This is a genomic window from Streptomyces sp. NPDC002888 (assembly GCF_042888465.1).
In the GTDB taxonomy this organism is placed as follows: domain Bacteria; phylum Actinomycetota; class Actinomycetes; order Streptomycetales; family Streptomycetaceae; genus Streptomyces.
This window is the reverse complement of sequence record NZ_JBIAPU010000005.1, coordinates 53,778-74,104: the sequence shown is the minus strand read 5'-3', so window position 1 is coordinate 74,104 and position 20,327 is coordinate 53,778. Positions and strand designations below refer to the sequence as shown.

General features: G+C 70.9%; 17 protein-coding genes, 1 pseudogene and 1 riboswitch. Of the genes and pseudogenes, 5 read left to right on the top strand and 13 right to left on the bottom strand.

The features are described 5' to 3' along the window. Positions 1-5: 5 nt before the first annotated feature. From ACFYWX_RS09935 to ACFYWX_RS09905, 7 genes are all read right to left on the bottom strand, one after another. Positions 6-1,103, bottom strand: coding sequence for an ABC transporter ATP-binding protein (locus tag ACFYWX_RS09935; protein WP_389423481.1), 1,098 nt, complete (start codon positions 1,101-1,103; stop codon positions 6-8). Further along, positions 1,100-2,098: an ABC transporter permease gene (locus tag ACFYWX_RS09930; RefSeq protein WP_389423480.1), complete on the bottom strand. Its 999-nt coding sequence runs from the start codon at positions 2,096-2,098 to the stop codon at positions 1,100-1,102. The genes ACFYWX_RS09935 and ACFYWX_RS09930 overlap by 4 nt, the downstream gene beginning before the upstream one ends. Before the next feature lie 110 nt (positions 2,099-2,208). Beyond that, complete coding sequence (locus ACFYWX_RS09925) at positions 2,209-4,005, bottom strand: ABC transporter substrate-binding protein (RefSeq protein WP_389423479.1); 1,797 nt, start codon at positions 4,003-4,005, stop codon at positions 2,209-2,211. A 70-nt stretch (positions 4,006-4,075) separates the two neighbouring features. Next, entirely contained in the window at positions 4,076-5,083 is a 1,008-nt protein-coding gene (locus tag ACFYWX_RS09920) for an ABC transporter permease (RefSeq protein WP_389423478.1), read from the bottom strand. A gap of 323 nt (positions 5,084-5,406) precedes the next feature. Beyond that, positions 5,407-6,204 carry an enhanced serine sensitivity protein SseB C-terminal domain-containing protein gene (locus tag ACFYWX_RS09915; protein WP_389423477.1) on the bottom strand — a complete coding sequence of 266 codons (798 nt, stop codon included), beginning with the start codon at positions 6,202-6,204 and terminating at the stop codon, positions 5,407-5,409. Between the two features lie 207 nt (positions 6,205-6,411). After that, on the bottom strand, positions 6,412-7,206 hold the full coding sequence (locus ACFYWX_RS09910) for an enhanced serine sensitivity protein SseB (protein ID WP_389423476.1): 795 nt from the start codon (positions 7,204-7,206) through the stop codon (positions 6,412-6,414). A 161-nt stretch (positions 7,207-7,367) separates the two neighbouring features. Next, complete coding sequence (locus tag ACFYWX_RS09905; RefSeq protein WP_389423743.1) at positions 7,368-8,036, bottom strand: AAA family ATPase; 669 nt, start codon at positions 8,034-8,036, stop codon at positions 7,368-7,370. Between the two features lie 174 nt (positions 8,037-8,210). Further along, positions 8,211-8,311: riboswitch (glycine riboswitch) on the top strand. 146 nt (positions 8,312-8,457) lie between these two features. Between ACFYWX_RS09905 and gcvT the strand changes: the two genes are divergently transcribed. The 5 genes and pseudogenes from gcvT to ACFYWX_RS09880 all read left to right on the top strand — a co-directional run. Next, positions 8,458-9,594, top strand: coding sequence for a glycine cleavage system aminomethyltransferase GcvT (gcvT, locus tag ACFYWX_RS09900; RefSeq protein WP_389423475.1), 1,137 nt, complete (start codon positions 8,458-8,460; stop codon positions 9,592-9,594). A 117-nt stretch (positions 9,595-9,711) separates the two neighbouring features. After that, entirely contained in the window at positions 9,712-10,089 is a 378-nt protein-coding gene (gene gcvH, locus ACFYWX_RS09895) for a glycine cleavage system protein GcvH (protein ID WP_389423474.1), read from the top strand. A 15-nt stretch (positions 10,090-10,104) separates the two neighbouring features. Beyond that, positions 10,105-11,367, top strand: a complete 1,263-nt coding sequence (gene glyA / locus ACFYWX_RS09890; protein ID WP_389423473.1) for a serine hydroxymethyltransferase — start codon at positions 10,105-10,107, stop codon at positions 11,365-11,367. Positions 11,368-11,427: 60 nt separating this feature from the next. Continuing rightward, positions 11,428-12,795 (top strand): L-serine ammonia-lyase, encoded by a 1,368-nt coding sequence (locus tag ACFYWX_RS09885; RefSeq protein WP_389423472.1) that lies wholly within the window; start codon positions 11,428-11,430, stop codon positions 12,793-12,795. A gap of 211 nt (positions 12,796-13,006) precedes the next feature. Next, positions 13,007-13,189 (top strand): annotated as a pseudogene (locus tag ACFYWX_RS09880) (muramidase); the annotation flags it as partial. Between the two features lie 15 nt (positions 13,190-13,204). Here the strand turns inward: ACFYWX_RS09880 and ACFYWX_RS09875 are convergent. From ACFYWX_RS09875 to ACFYWX_RS09850, 6 genes are read right to left on the bottom strand one after another with little or no spacing between them, the layout of a single operon-like run. Next, positions 13,205-13,864 (bottom strand): hypothetical protein, encoded by a 660-nt coding sequence (locus tag ACFYWX_RS09875; protein ID WP_389423471.1) that lies wholly within the window; start codon positions 13,862-13,864, stop codon positions 13,205-13,207. Beyond that, positions 13,861-14,028, bottom strand: a complete 168-nt coding sequence (locus ACFYWX_RS09870; RefSeq protein ID WP_389423470.1) for a hypothetical protein — start codon at positions 14,026-14,028, stop codon at positions 13,861-13,863. Before ACFYWX_RS09870 ends, ACFYWX_RS09875 begins: the two co-directional genes overlap by 4 nt. A 34-nt stretch (positions 14,029-14,062) precedes the next feature. Next, positions 14,063-14,722 (bottom strand): hypothetical protein, encoded by a 660-nt coding sequence (locus ACFYWX_RS09865; RefSeq protein ID WP_389423469.1) that lies wholly within the window; start codon positions 14,720-14,722, stop codon positions 14,063-14,065. Next, positions 14,719-16,080 carry a hypothetical protein gene (locus ACFYWX_RS09860; RefSeq protein WP_389423468.1) on the bottom strand — a complete coding sequence of 454 codons (1,362 nt, stop codon included), beginning with the start codon at positions 16,078-16,080 and terminating at the stop codon, positions 14,719-14,721. Before ACFYWX_RS09860 ends, ACFYWX_RS09865 begins: the two co-directional genes overlap by 4 nt. A 49-nt stretch (positions 16,081-16,129) precedes the next feature. Continuing rightward, positions 16,130-18,028 (bottom strand): hypothetical protein, encoded by a 1,899-nt coding sequence (locus tag ACFYWX_RS09855; protein WP_389423467.1) that lies wholly within the window; start codon positions 18,026-18,028, stop codon positions 16,130-16,132. Continuing rightward, entirely contained in the window at positions 18,025-20,322 is a 2,298-nt protein-coding gene (locus ACFYWX_RS09850) for a hypothetical protein (protein ID WP_389423466.1), read from the bottom strand. Before ACFYWX_RS09850 ends, ACFYWX_RS09855 begins: the two co-directional genes overlap by 4 nt. Between the last annotated feature and the right edge of the window lie 5 nt (positions 20,323-20,327).

Below are 20,327 nucleotides of genomic sequence, written 5' to 3'. Positions count from 1 at the left end.
GTCACTCACAGCTTCGGCGCAATCTCTTCGGTCCAGATACGCTCCCGCTGGTCCTTGCCCAGGTGGCAGGCGGCCCAGTGCCGGCTGCCGACCTCGGCCAGCTCCGGGCGGACCGTGCGGGTGACGTTGTCCTTCGGGAGGTCCGCGTACGGGCAGCGCGGGTTGAAGGCGCAGCCGGACGGGATGTTGATCAGCGAGGGCGGGGAGCCCTTGACCGGGATCAGGCGCTCCTGCTGCTCGCGGTCGAGACGCGGCATCGAGCCGAGCAGGCCCCAGGTGTAGGGGTGGCGGGGCTCGTAGAACACCTTCTCGGCCGGACCGCGCTCCACGCAGCGGCCGCCGTACATCACCAGGATGTCGTCGGCCAGTTCGGCGACGACGCCCAGGTCGTGGGTGATGACGATGACCGCGGAGCCGAACTCCTTCTGCAGGTCGCGGATCAGGTCGAGGATCTGCGCCTGGACGGTCACGTCGAGGGCGGTCGTCGGCTCGTCCGCGATGAGCAGCTCGGGGTTGTTGACCAGCGACATCGCGATCATCGCGCGCTGGCGCATGCCGCCGGAGAACTCGTGCGGGTAGCTGTCGACGCGCTTGTCCGGCTGCGGGATGCCCACCCGGTCGAGCATCTCGACCGCGCGGCGCTTGGCGGTCTTCTTGTCGACATTGTGGTGGATGCGGTACGCCTCCACGATCTGCTGACCGATCGTGTAGTACGGGTGCAGCGCGGACAGCGGGTCCTGGAAGATCATCGCCATCTGACGGCCACGCAGCTTGCGCACGTGGTCCGGGTCGGCGGACAGCAGCTCGGTGCCGTCCAGCCAGATCTCCCCGGAGATCTGCGCCTTGCGCTTGCCGTACTGGCCGGCGGTGTGCAGGCCCATGATGCCGAGCGAGGTCACCGACTTGCCGGAACCCGACTCGCCCACGATGCCGAGGGTCTTGCCCTTCTCCAGCTGGAAGCTGAGCCCGTCGACGGACTTGACCAGGCCGTCGTCGGTCGGGAAGTGCACCTTCAGGTCGCGCACTTCGAGGAAGGCACTCGGGGTCGGCGAGCCGCTCATGGGCTCGCCCAGGGCCGCTCCGGTCTTGCTGAGTTCGGTCATGAGAGCCTCACTCGGGGGTCGATCACGGCGTACAGGACGTCCACCACGAGGTTGGCGACGAGCACCGCCAGCGAGGTGATCAGGACGACGCCCAGAATGATGGGCAGGTCCTGCGTCTTGATGGCGTTCAGCACGGCCTGGCCGAGTCCGGGAAGGCTGAACGTGGTCTCGGTCAGGATCGCGCCGCCGATGAGGGCGCCGAGGTCCATGCCGAGCATGGTCAGGATGGGCGTCATCGTCGAACGCATGGCGTGCTTGCCTATGACGGTCTTCTCGCGCAGGCCCTTGGCGCGGGCGGTGCGGATGTAGTCCTCACCGAGCACCTCCAGCATGGTGGCGCGGGTGATGCGCGCGTACATCGCCGCATAGAGGAACGCCAAGGTGACCCAGGGCAGGATCATGCCGCCGAACCAGCCGGTGAAGCTGTCCTCCAGGGGCACGTACTCGCCCTTGAACCAGTTCAGCCCGAAGACGAAGACCGCCAGCGAGAGCATGCCGGTGAAGTAGATGGGGAGGGAGACGCCCGCGAGCGCGACGATCATCGCGCTGCGGTCCCAGAGGGTGCCGCGCTTGAGCGCGGAGAGCACACCCGCCGCGAGACCGAAGATCAGCCACAGCACGGCGGCGCCGAGCGCGAGACCCAGGGTCACCGGGAGACGGTCGGTCAACACCGGCCAGACGGCCTGCTCGGTGCGGAAGGAGTAGCCGAAGCACGGAGCGGCGCACTGCGTGACGTCGCCGCCGCCCGAGTAGGTGCGGCCCGCGAAGATGCCCTTGAAGAACTCCCAGGCCTGGAAGTAGATCGGTTCGTCCAGTCCCAGCTTCTGCCGGACCCCCTCGACCGCGGCCGGGTCGGCCTGCTTGCCGACGAAGCTCAGGGCCACGTCGACGCCCGCCCACTTGGGGAAGAGGAAGAAGATGCTGAAGACCACCAGGACGATGACGACCAGCATCACTGCGGCGGCGAACAGCCGCCTGATGAGGTAAGCGAGCACAGCTCTCGGCCCGCCGCGGACCGCGGGCCACCGGAGGTTGTCCGGTGGCCCGCGCTCACGCGTCGCCGGCCTTCACCTGCCTTTCGTGCCGTACGGCGGGTGTGCCGGGTTTACTTCGCGGCCTTCAGGCCGAGGTTGACGAAGTCGTACATGCCGCTGTAGCCGTCGGTCGTGTAGACGTTCGCCAGGCGGCTGGAGCGCCAGTTGATGAACTTCTCGAAGACGAAGGGCAGGTAGTAACCGCCCTCCATCACCTTGTGGTTGATCTCCGTGGCGATCTTGGTCTTGCCGGAGTCGTCCAGCGTGTTGACGTACTGGTCGAACAGGCCGTCGATCGTCTTGTCGTTGATGAGCGCGAAGTTGTTGTTGGCGCTCTCAAGGATGTACTTGCTGTCCCACAGCGGCAGACCGAAGCCCTGGACGGACGGGAAGTCCGGGCCCCAGCCCATGATGATGATGCCGTAGCCCTTCTTCTTCACGTTCGAGGGGCTGCCGATGACGCTGGAGCTCTGCGAGCCGTCGTACTGGTCGATCTCGACCTTGACGCCGATCTTGTCCAGCGACGCCTGCAGGGACTGGGCGGTGGCCACCTCGACCGGCTTGTTGTTGCGGACGGCGATGGTGGTCTTGAAGCCGTTCGGCTGGCCGCAGGCCTTCAGCTCTTCCTTGGCCTTGGCGACGTTGCCGGTCTTGTTGGCACCCGCGAGCTCGTACGGGTCGTACTTCTGGCCCTCGGCACCCGCGACGGACGGCGGCAGCATGTTGGTGCCGATGTCACCACCGGCGACCGGGCCACCGCGCGCGGTCTGCAGCGACACGTGGTCGGCACCGTAGATCACGGCCTTGCGGCAGTGCTCGTTGTCGAACGGCTTCACGTTCTGCGGGAAGGTCGCGTAACGGATGTAGCCGGAGACCGGGTTGTCCAGGTTGGCCTTGTGCTGCTTCAGGGCGGTGGTGCGACCCTGCGGCGACAGACCGGTCTGGTTGAGGTCGAGGTCCAGGTCACCGCTGATCAGGCGCTGGTCCAGGTCGTTGGCGTTGGAGAAGAACTTGATCGAGATCTTGTCCGGGTACGCCTTGCGGATCGGGTCCGAGGCCTGCTTCCAGCCGGAGTTGCGGACCAGGGTGAGGTCCTTGCCCGGGTTGTACGACTCGAACTTGTACGGGCCCGAGGAGAAGGGCTTCAGCTGGTACTTGGACTTGGTGTCCATGTCCTGGCGGACCGGGGAGGCCGAGATCAGGCCCAGCATCTCCTCGAAGTCCGAGTTGGCCTTCGGCAGCTTGAAGACGATGGTCTTGTCGTCCGGCGTCTCGATGGCCTTCAGACCCAGCTTGTCCTTGGAGGTGTCCTTGTACGGGCCCTTGTACTCGGCCTTGGGGTCGAGGACTTCCTTGAGGTAGGTCGGGCCGCCGGACAGCACGTCCTGCGCCCAGACGCGCTCGATGCCGTACTTGACGTCCTTGGAGGTGATCGGCTTGCCGTCCTCCCAGGTGATGCCGTCACGCAGGGTGTACGAGTAGGTCTTGCCGTCGTCCGTGATCTTGGCGAGACCCGTGGCGAGGTCCGGGGTGAGCTCCGCGCCGGCCTTGCCGGGCTCCGTCTTGTTCGTGACGAGCTGACGGCTGTAGTAGCGGGCGAAGTTCCACATCATGCCGTAGTAACCACGCGTGGTGTCCCACGAGTCGGCGTCCTGAGCGGCGCCGAACTTGAGCTCGCCGCCCTTCTTGGCCAGCGACGCCTGGGCAACCTTGTTGTTGGCGGCGTCGAAGCCGGCCGCACCGCTCTTCGAGCCGCCGTTGCCATCGTCGTCTCCGCCGCCGCACGCCGCCGTGGTCAGCAGCGCGGCGACCACGGCGGCAGCGGCCATGGCCTGCTTGCGCCGCCCTGAGGTGCGTTGGGTAGTCACGATCTCGGATCCTCCGGATTTGATGAGAGACCCCGTAGTCGATGCCACGGGACGCTTGGGGTACGGCAGTTCAGCGGGAGCCCTTCGGGTCCAGCGCGTCACGCACGCCGTCGCCGAAGAGGTTGAAGGCAAGAACGGTGATGAAGATCGCCACACCCGGGACCACCATGTACATGGGGTCCGAGTCGTAGTAGTCGATCGCGCTCGACAGCATCTGTCCCCAGGAGGCCGTGGGCGGCTTGACGCCCACGCCCAGGAAGCTGAGTGCCGCCTCGGTGAGGATGTTGGTGGGGATCATCATCGTCGTGTACACGATGATGGGCGCAACGAGGTTGGGCAGCAGTTCCTTGAACAGGATGTACAGCCGCCCGGCGCCCAGCGATCGGGCCGCCTCGACGTACTCGCGCTCACGCAGCGAGAGCGTCTGACCGCGTACCACGCGTCCGATGTAGGGCCAGCCGAAGAAACCGATGACGAGGATCATCACGAAGACGCGTACGCCCGTGCCGGTCAGCCCCAGCATCTGGTTCGGCATGACGGAGACCAGCGCGATGATGAACAGCAGCTGGGGGAAGGCGAGCAGACCGTCCATCACCCGGCTGATCAGGGAGTCGACCCAGCCGCCGAAGAAGCCGGCGAGGACACCGAGGACGGTGCCGAGGATCACGGCGACCACCGCGGACAGGAAGCCGACCAGGAGCGAGATCCGGGCTCCGTAGAGGATGCGGGCGAAGATGTCACGGCCGTTGACCGGCTCGACGCCCAGCAGGTGATCGCCGCTGATGCCGCCCAGCGACCCCGTGGGGGTGCCGAACAGCGGGTCGATGAGGTTCTCGTGATACTCATTCGGGTCCTGCCCGACGAGGCTGGTGATCACCGGCGCGAGCAGCGCTATCACGATGAGCACGAGCACCACGACGCCGCCCGTCAGGGCGAGCTTGTCCCGCTTCAGGCGCTCCCAGGCGATCCGGCCCAGGGAGCGACCCTGTACGGCCTTCGCGCCGGCGGTGGCGACCGCCGCTTCCTCGGCCGCACTTGGGGCCGCTTCCGCGGTCGGCTCGTGCAATGGTGCCGTCATCTGGCAGGGACCCCTCTCAACCGGCGGTTGGCCGGCCCGCACTTGCCGCTGTGGCGGCATTGATCCGTCCGTCGTACACAGGGGCGAACCCACCCCTGGAGCGGGAGTCTTCAACGCTTTGGCGATCTGTTGCCAGACTTAAGGGTGAAAGGATGCGTAAACGTGATGCTGTTTGGGGGGTTCCGTTATCCGGACAGCAGGTAACGGCGGCCGGACGGGTATCAAATGGGACAACTCTGAGCGTAAGCGCACTTTCTGGCGTCATCTACGCGCGAAGATGAAGCTCCGCTCCCGCTTCGGCGATGCCGGAGCACCGCCGCCGGTCAGTATCTTCCGGACGCCGGCGGATACCCGTACCCGCCCGCCGGAGCCGTCGCGGGAGCCGCGTGGGCCTCGCGGTCGTAGAAGGGGCGCGCCTGGCCGCGCAGCCACATCACGACCGGGTCGTACTCGTCGGTCATGGCGACGGTCGACACCGGCAGACCGTCCGGGACCGCGCCTATGGACTGCTGCATCATCGCCCGCACCGAGTCGACGGCGGTCGGGGAGGTCTCGTAGACATCGAGACCGATGGCGAGATACGGCGCTCCGAGCGCCGGTTGCACCCAGGCGCGGCGCAACGAGCGGACGGCCGGGGTGCGGTGGGCGTTCTGCGAGAGCAGGGCGTAGAACTGCGGGATCTCGATGCCGGGTTCGGACAGCCGCAGAGGTCCGGCCGGCTGGCGGTCCAGGCCGGTCGCGATCCGCCGCATGTCGAGCCAGGGGATGCCGACGCCGCCGCCCGGGGCGTGCGGGTTCAGCCAGAGGCCGAAGTGGTCCGGGTAGAGCGTGCGGGCCACGTCCAGGCCGTCGACCACCTCGTACGACCGGTTCCAGCCGCTCGCCGAGAGCTCCTGGGCGGAGGTGACACAGGGGGTGTAGCCGTGGCCGTCGACCTCCATGTTGCCGTACTGGGCGTCGGGGGAGCCGGCCTGGCCGTGCCACAGCAGCATCCAGACCTGGCCGGAGGAGGGGGTGGCGAGCGCGCGCAGGAGTGCCTCGTAGGCGTCGTAACGCCCGGGCGTCACCTGGCGCAGCATGTGCTCGACCTGACCGGTCGCGGCAGTGCCGCTCGCGCTCACCTTTGCCGCCCTTCGTGAGTTGAGTGGACCTCGATTATGAAACAGCTTAGGCGCTCTGCCGGGTTGAGCCGTTGAGGGCACGGGGGCTGGTTCGCGGTGGTGGGGCGCGGGTCGTTCGTGGGTGATCGCGCCCCGTGGCGGAGCCGCATATCGACACAGCCCCGCGCCCCTGAGGCGTAGCCCCTGGCGGTGTTTCCAGTGGTCCCGCTAGTGGTCCCTGTTGTAGAAGGGGCGGACCCTTTCTCGCATCCACTCCGCCACCGGGTCGCCCTGGGCCACGTCCAGGAGGACCAGGTTGACCGGCCAGGGGGCCGGGGCCTGGCCGAGGGCTCGGCCGAGGGCGTCGAGGGGGAGGGCGCGGACGTCGCCCTCCAGATGGGAGAGTTCGACGCCCACGAACATGACCGGGTCGGCCGTTTCGATGGTGGCGAGGCAGCGGCGCGCGGTGAGGACGACGCCGGTGCCGGCGAACTCGGTGGCGGCGGCGGCGAGGAAGTCGACGGGGTCGTCCTGCCAGTCGGGCTCGAAGAGGCGGACCCGGCCGCCGCTCGCGGGACCGTCCAGCGGGGTGCGGCCGGAGCGGCACAGCTCGGCGACGGCCTGCGGCGGCAGCGGGACGCCGACCAGGCCGTCCGGGTTGACCATGATGCCGACCTGCGGGGGCAGGCCGCGGGCGAACTCGACGGCCGGGGCGATCGTGTACGACATGTGGGGGCCGACGACCTGGCGGAACTGCTCCTCGGAGCTGAAGACGGGCACAAAGGCCTGGCCCTCGATCTCCAGTGTGGGCAGGTCCAGGGGGCCGCTGTGCGGGCCCCTGCCGTTGGGCAGCGGCACCCAGACGAAGCTACGGCCGAGGACCTCCACGATCCGGCCGCCGGCGCCCGGCACGCCGAGGGAGGCGGAGAGCACCTCCTCCAGTTCGTTGCCGGGCCAACCGCCGTGCGAGTGGGGGTGTGCCTGTGCCGGGAAGTCCGCTGGAAAATCCGCCGGGAAGTCCATCTCTCTCAACCGTCTGCCGGGAACCACTGCTGTGGCGGAAAGGCTAGCGGGTACCGGGCGGCACGTTCCCGCCCGTTCCCCGCCCGTTGCCGGACCGTAGTCGGCGCGCACTCGGCCCGACTCGGCGCGTACCACCTCGGCTCATCCCCGCTCAGCCCGGCTCAGCCCGTGAATCCGATGCGCCGCAGGGTGTCCGCCGCGTCCCGGTCGGCCAGCACCGCCGAGCCGCAGCCCTGGGGCAGCTCGCCCCGCTCCACGGCGCGCAGCAGGCGGGCGGCCGCCGTGCGGTGGCGCAGGAACGCGTACGGGGAGACGCCGCGGCCGCGCTCACGCTGGCCGGCCAGGGCGGTGTCCGGGGTGACGTCGAGGAGGAGCAGGTGCAGGGTGCCGCCCCGGCGGCGGGCCTCGCGGGCCAGCCAGCGGCGCACCCAGGCCTGCGTACCGCAGTCGTGCACGACGACGCCCGTGCCGGAGCGCAGGGCGCGGCGCAGTCCGGCGTAGTGGGCGAGGCGGACGAGGGGGCGGTAGACGGCGTAGGGCAGGAGGCGGGGCATGCCGGCGTCCCAGCGGTCGCGGGTGTCCTGGGAGTCGATGCCGACGCCCTGCACCGTGCGCCGCATCAGGGTGGACTTGCCGCTGCCGGGCAGGCCGGTGACCACGACGAGGTCGTTGGGGCCGAAGAGCAGTGCGTGGGGGCTGTGGCCCGCGCGTTCGCGCAGGTCGCGGACGACGGGCTGCGGGCCGTGCGCCTCCCGGGCCGGGGCGGTCGGCTGCACGGGCAGCGCGACGGCCGAGCTGGTCGCGTACGCGGTGGTCCTGTTCACCGTGATGGTCCTCCCCTGGGGTGGCTCACGAGTAACCCTCCCCGCCGAGTGTAAAGAGAAGGTAATGCGCGATGCCTCGCCATTTCGTTCGCTTCCTGCCACAAGCCGGTTACAGATGCGGCCTGCCGCACCGGGGCGCGGGCGTGCAATGATGAGGCCGCCAACTGCATACCGGCCGTTTGAATCCGCGCGGGAGAGTCCCCAGCAGCAGCTGTCGCTGGGGCGCCGAAGGAGCAAGTCCCTCCCTTGAATCTCTCAGGCACCGTTACCGCGCGGGCGAGGCACATCTGAAAAGCGGGCCGCCGTCCGAGGTGGTCCCACCCAAGGTGCAAGCCATGCCCGGTGCGGTCATGGCGAACCTCTCAGGTTCCGATGACAGATGGGGAGGATCGACCTCGCCTGTCATGCCTTGGGAGACGACCGACCGATGAGCAGTACCGAACCCCGCCGTACCGCGCTGGATGCCCTGCATCGCGCGCTCGGCGCGACGATGACCGACTTCGCCGGCTGGGACATGCCCCTGCGCTACGGCTCCGAGCGCAACGAGCACCTCGCCGTGCGCACCCGGGCCGGCCTGTTCGACCTCTCCCACATGGGCGAGATCACCGTCACCGGCCCGCAGGCCGCAGCCCTCCTCGACCACGCCCTGGTGGGCAACATCGGCGGCGTCAAGGTCGGCCGGGCCCGCTACACCATGATCTGCAGGGCCGACGGCGGCATCCTCGACGACCTGATCGTCTACCGGCTGGCGGAGACGGAAGCCGGGTCATCTCACTACATGGTCGTCGCCAACGCCTCCAACGCCCAGGTGGTGCTGGACGCGCTCGTCGAGCGGTCCGCCGGGTTCGACGCCGAAGTGCGCGACGACCGGGACGCCTACGCGCTGATCGCCGTGCAGGGGCCGCAGTCCCCCGGCATCCTGAAGTCGCTCACCGACGCCGACCTCGACGGGCTGAAGTACTACGCGGGCCTGCCCGGCACGGTCGCCGGCGTCCCGGCGCTGATCGCGCGCACCGGCTACACCGGTGAGGACGGCTTCGAGCTGTTCGTGAAGCCGGAGCACGCCGTCGAGCTGTGGCAGGCGCTGACCAAGGCGGGCGAGGGCGCAGGCCTGGTCCCCTGCGGTCTGTCCTGCCGGGACACGCTGCGCCTGGAGGCGGGCATGCCGCTGTACGGGCACGAGCTGAGCACCTCCCTCACGCCCTTCGACGCGGGCCTCGGCCGGGTGGTGAAGTTCGAGAAGGAGGGCGACTTCGTGGGCCGCCAGGCGCTGGCCGAGGCTGCCTCCAGGGCTCAGGAGAACCCCCCGCGCGTCCTCGTCGGCCTGGTCGCCGAGGGCCGTCGCGTCCCGCGTGCCGGGTACGCCGTCGTCGCCGGCGGCGGCGAGGTGATCGGCGAGGTCACCTCCGGCGCCCCCTCCCCCACGCTTGGCCGGCCCATCGCCATGGCGTACGTCGACGCGGCGCACGCGGAGCCGGGCACGAAGGGCGTCGGCGTGGACATCCGGGGCACTCACGAGTCGTACGAGGTCGTGGCGCTGCCGTTCTACAAGCGCCAGAAGTAGACACTGGGCGCGGTGCTTCGCCTTCCGGCGTGACCCCGCGCACATTTCGCTGTTCACCAGCGGTTTCAGCAGTCACTCATTCACCAGCACTCCCCCGCGTACAGGAGAATTCAGGCCATGAGCAACCCCCAGCAGCTGCGCTACAGCAAGGAGCACGAGTGGCTGTCGGCCGCCGAGGACGGCGTCGCGACGGTCGGCATCACGGAGTTCGCGGCCAACGCGCTCGGTGACGTCGTCTACGCCCAGCTCCCGGACGTCGGCTCCACGGTCACCGCGGGCGAGACCTGTGGCGAACTGGAGTCCACCAAGTCGGTCAGCGACCTGTACTCCCCCGTCGGCGGCGAGGTCACCGAGATCAACGAGGACGTGGTGAACGACCCGTCGCTGGTGAACTCGGCCCCCTTCGAGGGTGGCTGGCTGTTCAAGGTGCGGGTCACGGAGGAGCCCTCCGACCTGCTCACCGCCGACGAGTACGCCGCCCACTCCGCCGGCTGAGGAGCCGTAGTCGACATGTCTGTTCTGAACACGCCCCTGCACGAGCTCGACCCGGACGTGGCCGCCGCGGTCGACGCCGAGCTGAACCGCCAGCAGTCCACGCTCGAGATGATCGCCTCGGAGAACTTCGCTCCGCTCGCGGTCATGGAGGCGCAGGGCTCGGTCCTGACCAACAAGTACGCCGAGGGTTACCCGGGCCGCCGTTACTACGGTGGCTGTGAGCACGTCGACGTCGCCGAGCAGATCGCGATCGACCGGGTCAAGGAGCTGTTCGGCGCCGAGTACGCCAACGTGCAGCCGCACTCGGGCGCCTCCGCCAACCAGGCCGCGCTGTTCGCGCTGGCCCAGCCCGGCGACACCATCCTGGGCCTGGACCTGGCGCACGGCGGCCACCTGACCCACGGGATGCGGCTGAATTTCTCCGGCAAGCAGTTCAACGTGGTCGCCTACCACGTGGACGAGGCCGGTCTGGTCGACATGGCCGAGGTCGAGCGGCTCGCCAAGGAGCACCGCCCGAAGGTGATCATCGCGGGCTGGTCGGCGTACCCGCGGCAGCTGGACTTCGCGGAGTTCCGCCGCATCGCCGACGAGGTCGAGGCGTACCTGTGGGTCGACATGGCGCACTTCGCGGGCCTGGTCGCGGCCGGACTCCACCCGAACCCGGTGGAGTACGCGGACGTGGTCACCTCCACCACCCACAAGACGCTGGGCGGCCCCCGCGGCGGCATCATCCTGGCGAAGAAGGACTTCGCGAAGAAGCTCAACTCGTCCGTCTTCCCGGGCTTCCAGGGCGGTCCCCTGGAGCACGTGATCGCGGCGAAGGCGGTCTCCTTCAAGGTCGCCGCCTCGGAGGACTTCAAGGAGCGCCAGCGGCGTACCGTGGACGGCGCGCGGATCCTCGCCGAGCGGCTGACCGCGCCGGACGCCCGTGCGGCCGGGGTCAACGTCCTGTCCGGCGGCACGGACGTGCACCTGATCCTCGTCGACCTGCGTGAGTCCGAGCTGGACGGGCAGCAGGCCGAGGACCGCCTCCACGAGGTCGGCATCACGGTCAACCGCAACGCCGTCCCGAACGACCCGCGCCCGCCGATGGTGACGTCGGGTCTGCGGATCGGTACGCCCGCCCTCGCGACCCGCGGCTTCACGGCCGAGGACTTCGCCGAGGTCGCGGACGTCATCGCCGAGGCACTGAAGCCGTCCTACGACGTCGAGGCGCTCAAGACCCGGGTGAAGGCCCTGGCCGACAAGCACCCGCTGTACCCCGGTCTGAACAAGTAAGTCCCGGTGGGGCACCCGTCACGAGGTGCCCCACCACCCCCCCGTATTGAGGAGTCACCCGTGGCCATCTCGGTCTTCGACCTGTTCTCGATCGGCATCGGCCCGTCCAGCTCCCACACGGTCGGCCCGATGCGTGCGGCGCGCATGTTCGCCCGCCGGCTGCGCAACGAGGGCCTGGTGGACTCCGTCGCCTCCGTGCGCTCCGAGCTGTACGGCTCGCTGGGCGCCACCGGCCACGGCCACGGCACCCCCAAGGCCGTCCTCCTCGGCCTGGAGGGCGACTCGCCGCGCACGGTGGACGTGGAGACGGCGGACGAGCGGGTGGAGGAGATCAAGGCCTCGGGGCGGCTTCGTCTGCTCGGTGAGCGCGAGATCCCGTTCTCCTTCGACGACGACATGGTCCTGCACCGCCGCAAGGCGCTGCCGTACCACGCGAACGGCATGACCCTGTGGGCGTACGACGCCCAGGGTGGTGAGCTCCTGTCGAAGACGTACTACTCGGTGGGCGGCGGGTTCGTCGTCGACGAGGAGGCGGTCGGCGCGGACCGGATCAAGCTGGACGACACGGCCCTGAAGTACCCCTTCCGCACGGGCGACGAGCTGCTGCGTCTGACGCAGGAGACCGGTCTTTCGATCTCCTCGCTGATGCTGGAGAACGAGCGTGCCTGGCGCACCGAGGGAGAGATCCGCGCGGGTCTGCTGGAGATCTGGCGGGTGATGCGGGAGTGCGTCTCGCGCGGCATGTCCCGCGAGGGCATCCTGCCGGGCGGGCTGCGGGTGCGCCGTCGCGCCGCGATGACGGCACGCCAACTCCGCGCCGAGGGCGACCCCCTGGCCCACTCCATGGAGTGGATCACGCTGTACGCGATGGCCGTGAACGAGGAGAACGCGGCCGGCGGCCGGGTCGTGACCGCCCCGACGAACGGCGCGGCCGGCATCATCCCGGCGGTCCTGCACTACTACATCAACTTCATCCCGGGCGCCGACGAGGACGGGGTCGTACGGTTCCTGCTGGCGGCCGGGGCCATCGGCATGCTGTTCAAGGAGAACGCCTCCATCTCCGGCGCCGAGGTCGGCTGTCAGGGCGAGGTCGGCTCGGCCTGCTCGATGGCGGCGGGCGCGCTGGCGGAGGTGCTCGGCGGATCCCCGGAACAGGTCGAGAACGCGGCCGAGATCGGCATGGAGCACAACCTCGGCCTCACCTGCGACCCCGTGGGCGGCCTCGTCCAGATCCCCTGCATCGAGCGCAACGGCATGGCCGCGGTGAAGGCGGTCACCGCGGCCCGCATGGCGATGCGCGGCGACGGCTCCCACAAGGTGTCCCTCGACAAGGTCATCAAGACCATGAAGGACACCGGCGCCGACATGTCGGTCAAGTACAAGGAGACGGCCCGGGGCGGGCTGGCGGTGAACATCATCGAGTGCTGACCTGGGGCCGGCCCGGCACGGCCGGCGCCGAACTCCCCTTGGGGAACGGCCACGACGCTACACACCTGTACGAGACACCGCTGCGCGTTCGCAGCCGTTCATCACATCGAGTGAATCGACCGGTCACGCGCTCACCAACCCCCTCCCCGGGGCCGTCTCGGGCGGGACACCCGGCCGCTCCCCGGCCGAGCAGACACAGTGAAGCTATTCGCTGAACGTCGACGACACCTCGTACACCGGCGACGGCCTGTGGATCGCCGACTACGTCGGCGCGGGCAAGCCCCGCATCAAGGCGAAGTGGCGCTTCCACCAGTACACCGACGAGCCGCACGACAAGAACGTGGCGAACTTCGCGAGCGAGGACGCGCTGCGCGCGTGGGCCAAGGTGAGCTGAGCGTCGTACGGGCCGTCAGCCGCCGTCCGTCGCCAGCAGGAAGAGCACCGCGCCCGCCACGACGGCGACCGAGGCGAGCAGGGTGTGTATCCGCGCCCTGCGCAGGGCGCGGCGCACCTGCCAGGCGTGGACGAGCTCCAGCAGGGCCCGGCGGCGTGCGGTCGCGTTCGCGGCGTTGGCGCGGGCGTCGGCCAGGCCCCGGGTAAGTCCCGCGCGTCGCTCCTCGTCGCGTTCCCGGGCGAGGAGGGCCGCCAGCTGCACCGCGACGGCGGTGTGTTCGCGGCAGGCGGCCTCCAGTTGGGCGGCGGTACGGCCGAAGGGACCGAAGAAGGTCTCGGGTGCCGCGTCGATCTCAGCCTGGAGGTCGGCCAGCGCGGGGTCCGCCAGCGAACGCAGTGTGGTGAAGCGGGGCGTGAGGACCTCGCCCGTCGTCCACAGCGCCCAGGCCACCCCGGCCACCGCCACGACCAGCCCGCCGACTGCGAGCGCGACATCGGTCGCGCCGTGGATCTTCCCTACGGCCGTCAGCGGGAAGCCGCCCAGGAGCAGCCCGCCGACGGCGCCGGTGGTCGCGACGGACCAGCGGGCCGTGGCCCGCATGTCGGCGACGGCGGCCTGCGCGGCGCCGGCGGCGGGCGGGAGGTCCGGCAGGAGCTCGGGCTCGGGTGAGTTCACGTCGCTTCGCGCTCCGTATCCGGGTCCTCGCCCCGGAGCAGGTTGTCCGAACCGTCGTCCGGGAGTTGTCGGTACGGCTGCCACCGGGCGCCGTCGTACCGCTCCACCTCGTTGTCGTCGTTGAGCCTGACGCTGCCCGCCTCCGGCTGTTCCTCGGGTTCCACGCGCAACCTCCCCTTCCGTTCTCGTCGCTCCTCGTCAGTCCTCTTCGCAGGAGTTGGTGTAGTAGACGTCGACGCGCACCGCGTCGTAGGACCGGCTGCTGTCGCCCAGGGGGTCGCCGTCCCAGAAGGGGCGGGTGCCGACGTTCCCGCCGCAGAACAGCTTCGGCGCCTTCGCCAGCAGGGCCGCGTTGGTGTGGCGGGCCAGGGTGCGGGCGTTCTCCTCGAAGTGGGGGGCGCCGCCGAAGGTGATCAGCATGCCGACCTTGCGGCCCTTGCTGCTGCGGTCCACCTCCCGCGCCACGGCGGCGGTGACCTTGGCCGCGTCGGCGGCCGTGAGCCCCTTGCGCTGCCCGGCGCGGACGGTGGACTGCGCGGAGAGCGCGACGCCGACCGTGTGGTATTTGGGGTCGATGCCGCCGGCCACCACCTTCCCGGCAGGCTGGCCCGACACGGGCGTGGACGCCGGACCGGTGGGCTCCACCGGCGGTTCCTTCTTCTCCCGGGGTGCGGGCGGCAACAGCCCCAGGACCAGCACGAACAGCACGAGGAAGAGGTCCGCGAAGAGCCAGCCGGCGAGGTGGCGGGGGGCTGTGGCCGCGCGTTGCTCGTGCGCCGGCCCCTCGTCGCCCTCCCAATCCCCGCCTTCGTGGCCTTCGTACGTCTCCTCCCAGGCGTGCCCGGTCGGGGCGCTCACCGGCGGCCCTCGTCGTCGCCGTACCACAGGTCGGTGTCCGAGGAGCCCCGCTCGCCGGGACCGAAGCCGGTCGACGGGTCGGCCGGGCCGGGGGCCGGCTCGGGCTCGGGCTCGGGCTGTGCCGTCGGCTCCGGGTCGGGCCGGGGCTCCTCGGCCGTCATGCGGGCGTCGGCCCAGCCCCGGCCCGCCGCGGGCGCGGTCCTGCCGTCGTCGTGTTCGTTCAGGTGGTCGAAGCCGTCGTCGCCCATCGGGTCGTAGAGCCCGGAGGGTGCCGCGGTGGGCCCCGCCGATGGTGGGGCGTCCGCCCAGTTGGGGTCGAGGCGGTTGAGCGTGCCCTCCATGGCTTCCATGTACATGTCCAGCAGCTGGGTGCGCTCGACGAACCGCTCCATGGCCTCACGCACCTGCCGGGTGCCCTCCAGCACCACCTCGGCCACGCGCACGTGTGCCTGGTCGGAGTCCCGGGAGGTCTCGGTCGCCTCGTTCAGTTCGGCGAGCAGTACCGCGAGGGCGCGGCGGGTGGCCTCCTCGTCCGCGCCGAGGGACTTGCGCATCGCGGCGAACTCCTGGATGAGCTGGTGCGGAACGGTCAGGGACTTGCCCATCCGTTCCAGGGCGCCGGCCGACGCCGTCCAGCCCTCCAGCGCCTTGGTGAAGCCCGATTCCGGGCCGGGGTCGAAGATCTTCCCCAGCCGCTCGGTGGCCTCGCGCAGGATCCAGGTGAGACGGTCGGTGGCGCCGCTGATCTCTCCGGCGGCGCGGACCAGCCGACCGGTGGGCACGGCGGCCGCCTGGGCGCCGGTCGTCGTCGACAGCTCGAAGGTGATCAGCGCCAGCTGTTCGCCCACGGACCGGCGCAGCTCCGCGCGCGAGGAGGTCTTCTGGGCCTGCAGGCGCAGCCAGTGCAAGGAGACGGTGAGGGCCACCACCACCAATATCAGCGCCACGACCGACAGCACGGCGACCCCGCCGAAGTCGTGGGCCCACAGCGTGAGGAAGTTGGCGCCGTCCTCGTACTGTTCGAGCGCGGAGAACAGCGAGAGCCAGGTCACCACGATCGGCGCGAAGACGCACACGTCCCGCGCCACACCCAGCCAGCCCATGATCTGTCGGTTGGGCAGCGGGGCGTCGGGCACCAGCAGGTGCGGCGGGTAGACATGGACGAGGTCGAGGCCGACGAGGGCCCGGCCGCCCGCGGCGGCGTCGTCGGCCACCCGTTTCAGCACCGCGCGGCCGGTGACGCTGGGGGACCGCAGGGCGAGTTTCGCCAACTGCACCCCTGCCGCGCGCAGTTCCGGGGTCGCGGTCGGCGGGGCCGCCGCCCCGGGCGGCTGCGGCGGGACTGTGTTCGTGGTCACGCTGTGCCTTTCGTGTTCGTGACTCCGGTCGGCGTGGCGACGCCGTCGGTCAGTCGTGGCGCCGGTCGGGTTCGTCGTGGTGCGACGCGCCCGGCCGCTCGCTCTGCCGGACGGCAGACGCCGAGTGGTCGGAGTGGTCCGTCGGTTCGGAGGGCCGCTGACGCGGCGACAGGTTCTGCCGGAAGTACTCGCTGGCCGCGATCGCGTCGACGGACTGGACGGCGTACTTGCTCCCCCTCTCCCGCATCGCCCTGAGCAGGGCCGCAGGCGGTGGATGGCCGACGAGGCCCAGCACGTCGTGCACGTCCCGGCGCTGGATGGTCGGCGTGCCGGTGAGGCAGTACAGCAGCCACTGGTAGTACTTGACGGCCAGGCCCGGTTGCCCGTCGGACATGGCCTGCACGGCGTTCGACAGGAAGCGGTGGTCGCCGAGGACGGAGGCGATCCGGTATTTGTTGTCGCGGCGGGCGCGTCGCCGGAAGCAGACCTGGAGGAGTTCCCGGCCCAGCGAGGGGTCCGTCGCGGTGATGCGGTCCACCTGCGCCAGCAGGATCTCGACGGGCAGCTCGGACAGGGCGAGCCGGCGCACCTCCTCGACGAGATCGTCCTCGGGCAGCCCGGCGCTGCGGGCGACCAGCAGGACGCCCAGGACGTCGACGTTCAGGCCCTTGCGGCGGGCGAGTTCCAGCTCGTGGTCGAGCCGCTCGCGCATCAGGTCCCCGCGGGGAAGCGCCGACCGCAGGGCGGACACCAGGCCGGGGCTGTTCTCGGCGGCCGTGTGGGAGCCCGGGTCGGTCCGGGCCCGCAGCACACGGCGCAGCACCTCGGTGTGCAGGGTGTCCCGGACGAGGGCCAGCTCCTTCAGGTCCTGGCGGTGCGGCGACCAGTCCCGTACCAGCGCCTCCAGCTCCTGCGGCTTCATGCGGCGCAGGTGTGTCTCCACCTGGGGGACGCTCGCCGGCCGGCGCAGGAACGCGACCTCGTCGGGCTCCAGACGGCCCTGCACCGCGTCGAGCAGCATGCCGGCGACGTCCATGACCATGCCGGTGGCGGTCTGGTGCTGGTCCTGCCAGGCGCGTGCCTCCTGTCCGCTGCGCAGCGGGTGGTGCGGTCTGAGCCGGGCGATGGCCTCGGGGCCGCGCCGGCGGTGGAAGCGGACGAGCCGCGCGGCACGCTCGACGGAGGCGTCCGCCGCCCCCATGTCCTCCACCACGTCGGCGCGCACCAGCAGCCGGGAGTTCCCCTGGTGCAGGGGGCCGCGCTCGTGCTCCAGGAAGACGAAGCGCGGCAGTTCCGGGCCCGAGTCGCTCTCCTCACCGGTCGCGAAGGTCCACTCGCCCGCCGTCAGCGGGCCGAGCACCCCGCTCAGCGCCTGGATCACGACCTCCGCCGGGACTAGCGACCCGACGACGGTCACGGGCTCGGCGGGAGCGGACAGCACCGCGGCCGCGACGGGGGCGATCAGCGCCTCCGGCACCTCGGCCGCGGCCTTCTCCAACGCGGCCACGTCGGGCTCCAGATGGGGCCGCAGCCGGTCCAGCGGCACCAGCGGCAGATGGCTCTGCGTCCCGTCGAGGCCCCCGGGCGGCAGCCAGTTCCAGTCGCTGCGGCACAGGGTCAGCGCGAGCGCCAGGTCGACGTCGGCGGCCGGCCCGGTCAGCACGTGGGCCAGCGTGGATCCGCTGCGGCCGTGGGCGTCCTGGACGGACACCTTGCGCAGGACGGCCGCCTCGTCGTCGTAGGTCAGGTACATGTAGCCGGGCCGGGTGGAGCCCTGGGCCGCCCAGACGAGCGGGGCGAGGCGGCGGTCCCAGCGGCCGAGGTCCGCGTCGCTCAGTGACGTGGCCACCGGGCCCACGCCGTTTCCGCCGGTCAGGGAGAGCTCCGACCACCGGTAGACGGTGAGGTCGGCGAACGCCCTGCGGCCGGAGAGGGCGGGCAGGCTCATGTCCCGGACCCCCCGTGCCGTACGTCGCGGTGCAGGCCGAGGTAGGCCCCTTGCCCCGTCAGTACGCCCTTCATCGCGAGCAGCGACAACAGCGGGGCGAGGACGCGGTGCTGGCCGAAGCCGTCGCCGAAGCGCTGCTCCGTCCTGCCGTCCCGGCGTCTGACCGGGACGGAACGGGTGCCGGTGGCGGAGGCCAGGTGGAGGGTGGCGTCCTCGCACTCCTGGACCAGGTCCAGGGCACGGCGGCCGCCGCGGGCCGCCAGCAGCGTGTACACGTCCTCGCTCTCACGCTCGACGCTCGTGAGGTCGTCCTCGGGTACGTCGCCGCCGGGCAGCCAGGGCTCGGCCTCCGCCAGCCGCAGGTGCCGCAGGGTGTCCGACTTGGAGACGACCAGCGCGCACGGCAGGCGCAGGAGGGGTCCGTCGGTGGCGCTCCGCTGTGCCTTCAGCCGGGTGCGTACGGCCGCCACCGCTCGGTCCTCGCCCTGCCCGGACCCGCGCCGGCCCAGGCGCCGCAGCCCGGTGACCGTGGTGGGGTCGACCACGCACAGCAGGGCGTTGAGCCCGCCGAGGAAGTCGACCTCCGGGCCGTGCCGCTGGAGACGCTCGCCGGCGATGTCGAAGAAGACGACCGTGTGCCGACGGCCTGAGTTCAGGTCGGTGACGATCAGCCCGACGGCGAAGTTCAGGACCTCGGCCGCGGAGGTGGCGGGCAGCTCACGGCGTCCCCGCATCAGCGGATCGATGGTCCTGGACCGGTACTCGTTGTACTGGCGCTGGTCCAGCGGCTGCACCTGGATGCCGTACTGCTGGGCCAGCCCCGCGTCCATCACCTGGTGGATCATCGCGGCGAGCAGGTGCGACTTGCCGGTGGCGGACTCGCCCACGAGGCCGATGCGGACCGGGGTGCCGTAGGAGGGGTAGCGCTCGGGGAGGGCGTGCGGGCCGATCGTGGTGTTGCCCGGGCAGGTGCGGTAGGAGCGCGCCTCCTGGGCGGCCCGGGCGGTGGGCCCGTCGGCCCGGGACGGCGGGGGCTCGGGCTCGTCCGGTTCACCGCGCAGCGCCGGGGGGCGTACGTCCTCGTACGCACCGCGCCGCAGGCTGTCCCAGACGAGGACCTTGAGGCAGACGGGGCACTCCACCGTCAGCTGCTCCGGTTCCCGCGCGGCAGGGGCGACGAACGGCGACGTCCGCGGGGGCGGTGGCGGGCTCGGCTCGGGCGAGGGCTCCACCCCTAACCAGGACAGCAGGGTGGCCCGCAGTCCCCGACGGCCGCCGGCGGCGTGCCGTGGCGGGGGGCCGCCGCGGGCGGCCGCGGCCGCGTCGGCGGCGGCCCGGGCTGCCGCGGCGGCCGCCCGGTCCCGGCGTTCGCGCTCCCGGCGGGCGGCCTCCTCCTCGCGCTGCCGCCTGACCTCACGCACCGACCGCTGCTGGGCGCGGAGTTGGGCGAACTCCTTGCGGGCCAGTTCCTGCGCGCGCTCCAGGTTCCGGTCCCGTCGCTCCTCCCACAGCCGCTGTCCGGGCGGCGGTTGGGGCTCCAGCCAGTCCTGCACCTCCCGGGCCCTGGGCAGCTGGGGCGGCAGCTGTGCCGGTCCGGTGTGGGAGAAGATCCGCAGCATCAGGCCCCGGATCCACTGCTCATGCGGGTCCACGAGGTCCCGCAACGCGCTGCGGCTGCTGCCCGGGGGCACCCTCTGGCCGGTCGCCATCCAGAAGGCGAGCAGTGCCGCGCTGTGCACGTCGTCCTGCTCGTCCGCGGTGCGGCCGTGCCCGAACTCCGGCGGGTCCCAGGCGGTGACGGGCCGCCCGGGCAGGGGCCGGCCCGCCCGAACGGCCGTGTCCAGGCCGGACAGTTGCAGGCTGTCGCCGTCCCACCACAGGTGCTCCGGACTCAGCCGCCCGTGCACCAGCCCGCAGCGGTGCAGCGCGGCGACGGCGGTGAACAGGTCGCGCACCGCGCCCTCGAGCTTGTTGCCGTGCAGTGCGTCCGGGGACGTCCAGTCGGCGAGCCTGCGGCCGCGCAGGGCCAGCAGCAGTCGGGGCCCCGTCGGGTTCGTGTCGTCCCGGGCGACCACGTGGGCGAGCTGCCTCGGCACCCGGTCGCGGTGGAACAGGCGGACCAGGACGGCGGTATTGTCGAACTCCCGTTCCAACGCAGCCACATCGCCGCCGCCACGGGCCGACTTGACCACGAGCTGACGCCCTGTCACCTGATGCCGGTAACGGGTCAAGTGCCAGCCGTCGCAGACGAAGTCGGCTCCCTCACCGGACTCCGGAACGATGGCTATGGTCACCCGCT

Excerpts from the sequence above, each read along its gene's own strand:
- ACFYWX_RS09935 (WP_389423481.1), bottom strand. The coding sequence starts at position 1,103 with ATGACCGAACTCAGCAAGACCGGAGCGGCCCTGGGCGAGCCCATGAGC.
- ACFYWX_RS09920 (WP_389423478.1), bottom strand. The coding sequence starts at position 5,083 with ATGACGGCACCATTGCACGAGCCGACCGCGGAAGCGGCCCCAAGTGCG.
- ACFYWX_RS09910 (WP_389423476.1), bottom strand. The coding sequence starts at position 7,206 with ATGGACTTCCCGGCGGATTTTCCAGCGGACTTCCCGGCACAGGCACAC.
- gcvT (WP_389423475.1), top strand. The coding sequence starts at position 8,458 with ATGAGCAGTACCGAACCCCGCCGTACCGCGCTGGATGCCCTGCATCGC.
- gcvH (WP_389423474.1), top strand. The coding sequence starts at position 9,712 with ATGAGCAACCCCCAGCAGCTGCGCTACAGCAAGGAGCACGAGTGGCTG.
- glyA (WP_389423473.1), top strand. The coding sequence starts at position 10,105 with ATGTCTGTTCTGAACACGCCCCTGCACGAGCTCGACCCGGACGTGGCC.
- ACFYWX_RS09855 (WP_389423467.1), bottom strand. The coding sequence starts at position 18,028 with ATGAGCCTGCCCGCCCTCTCCGGCCGCAGGGCGTTCGCCGACCTCACC.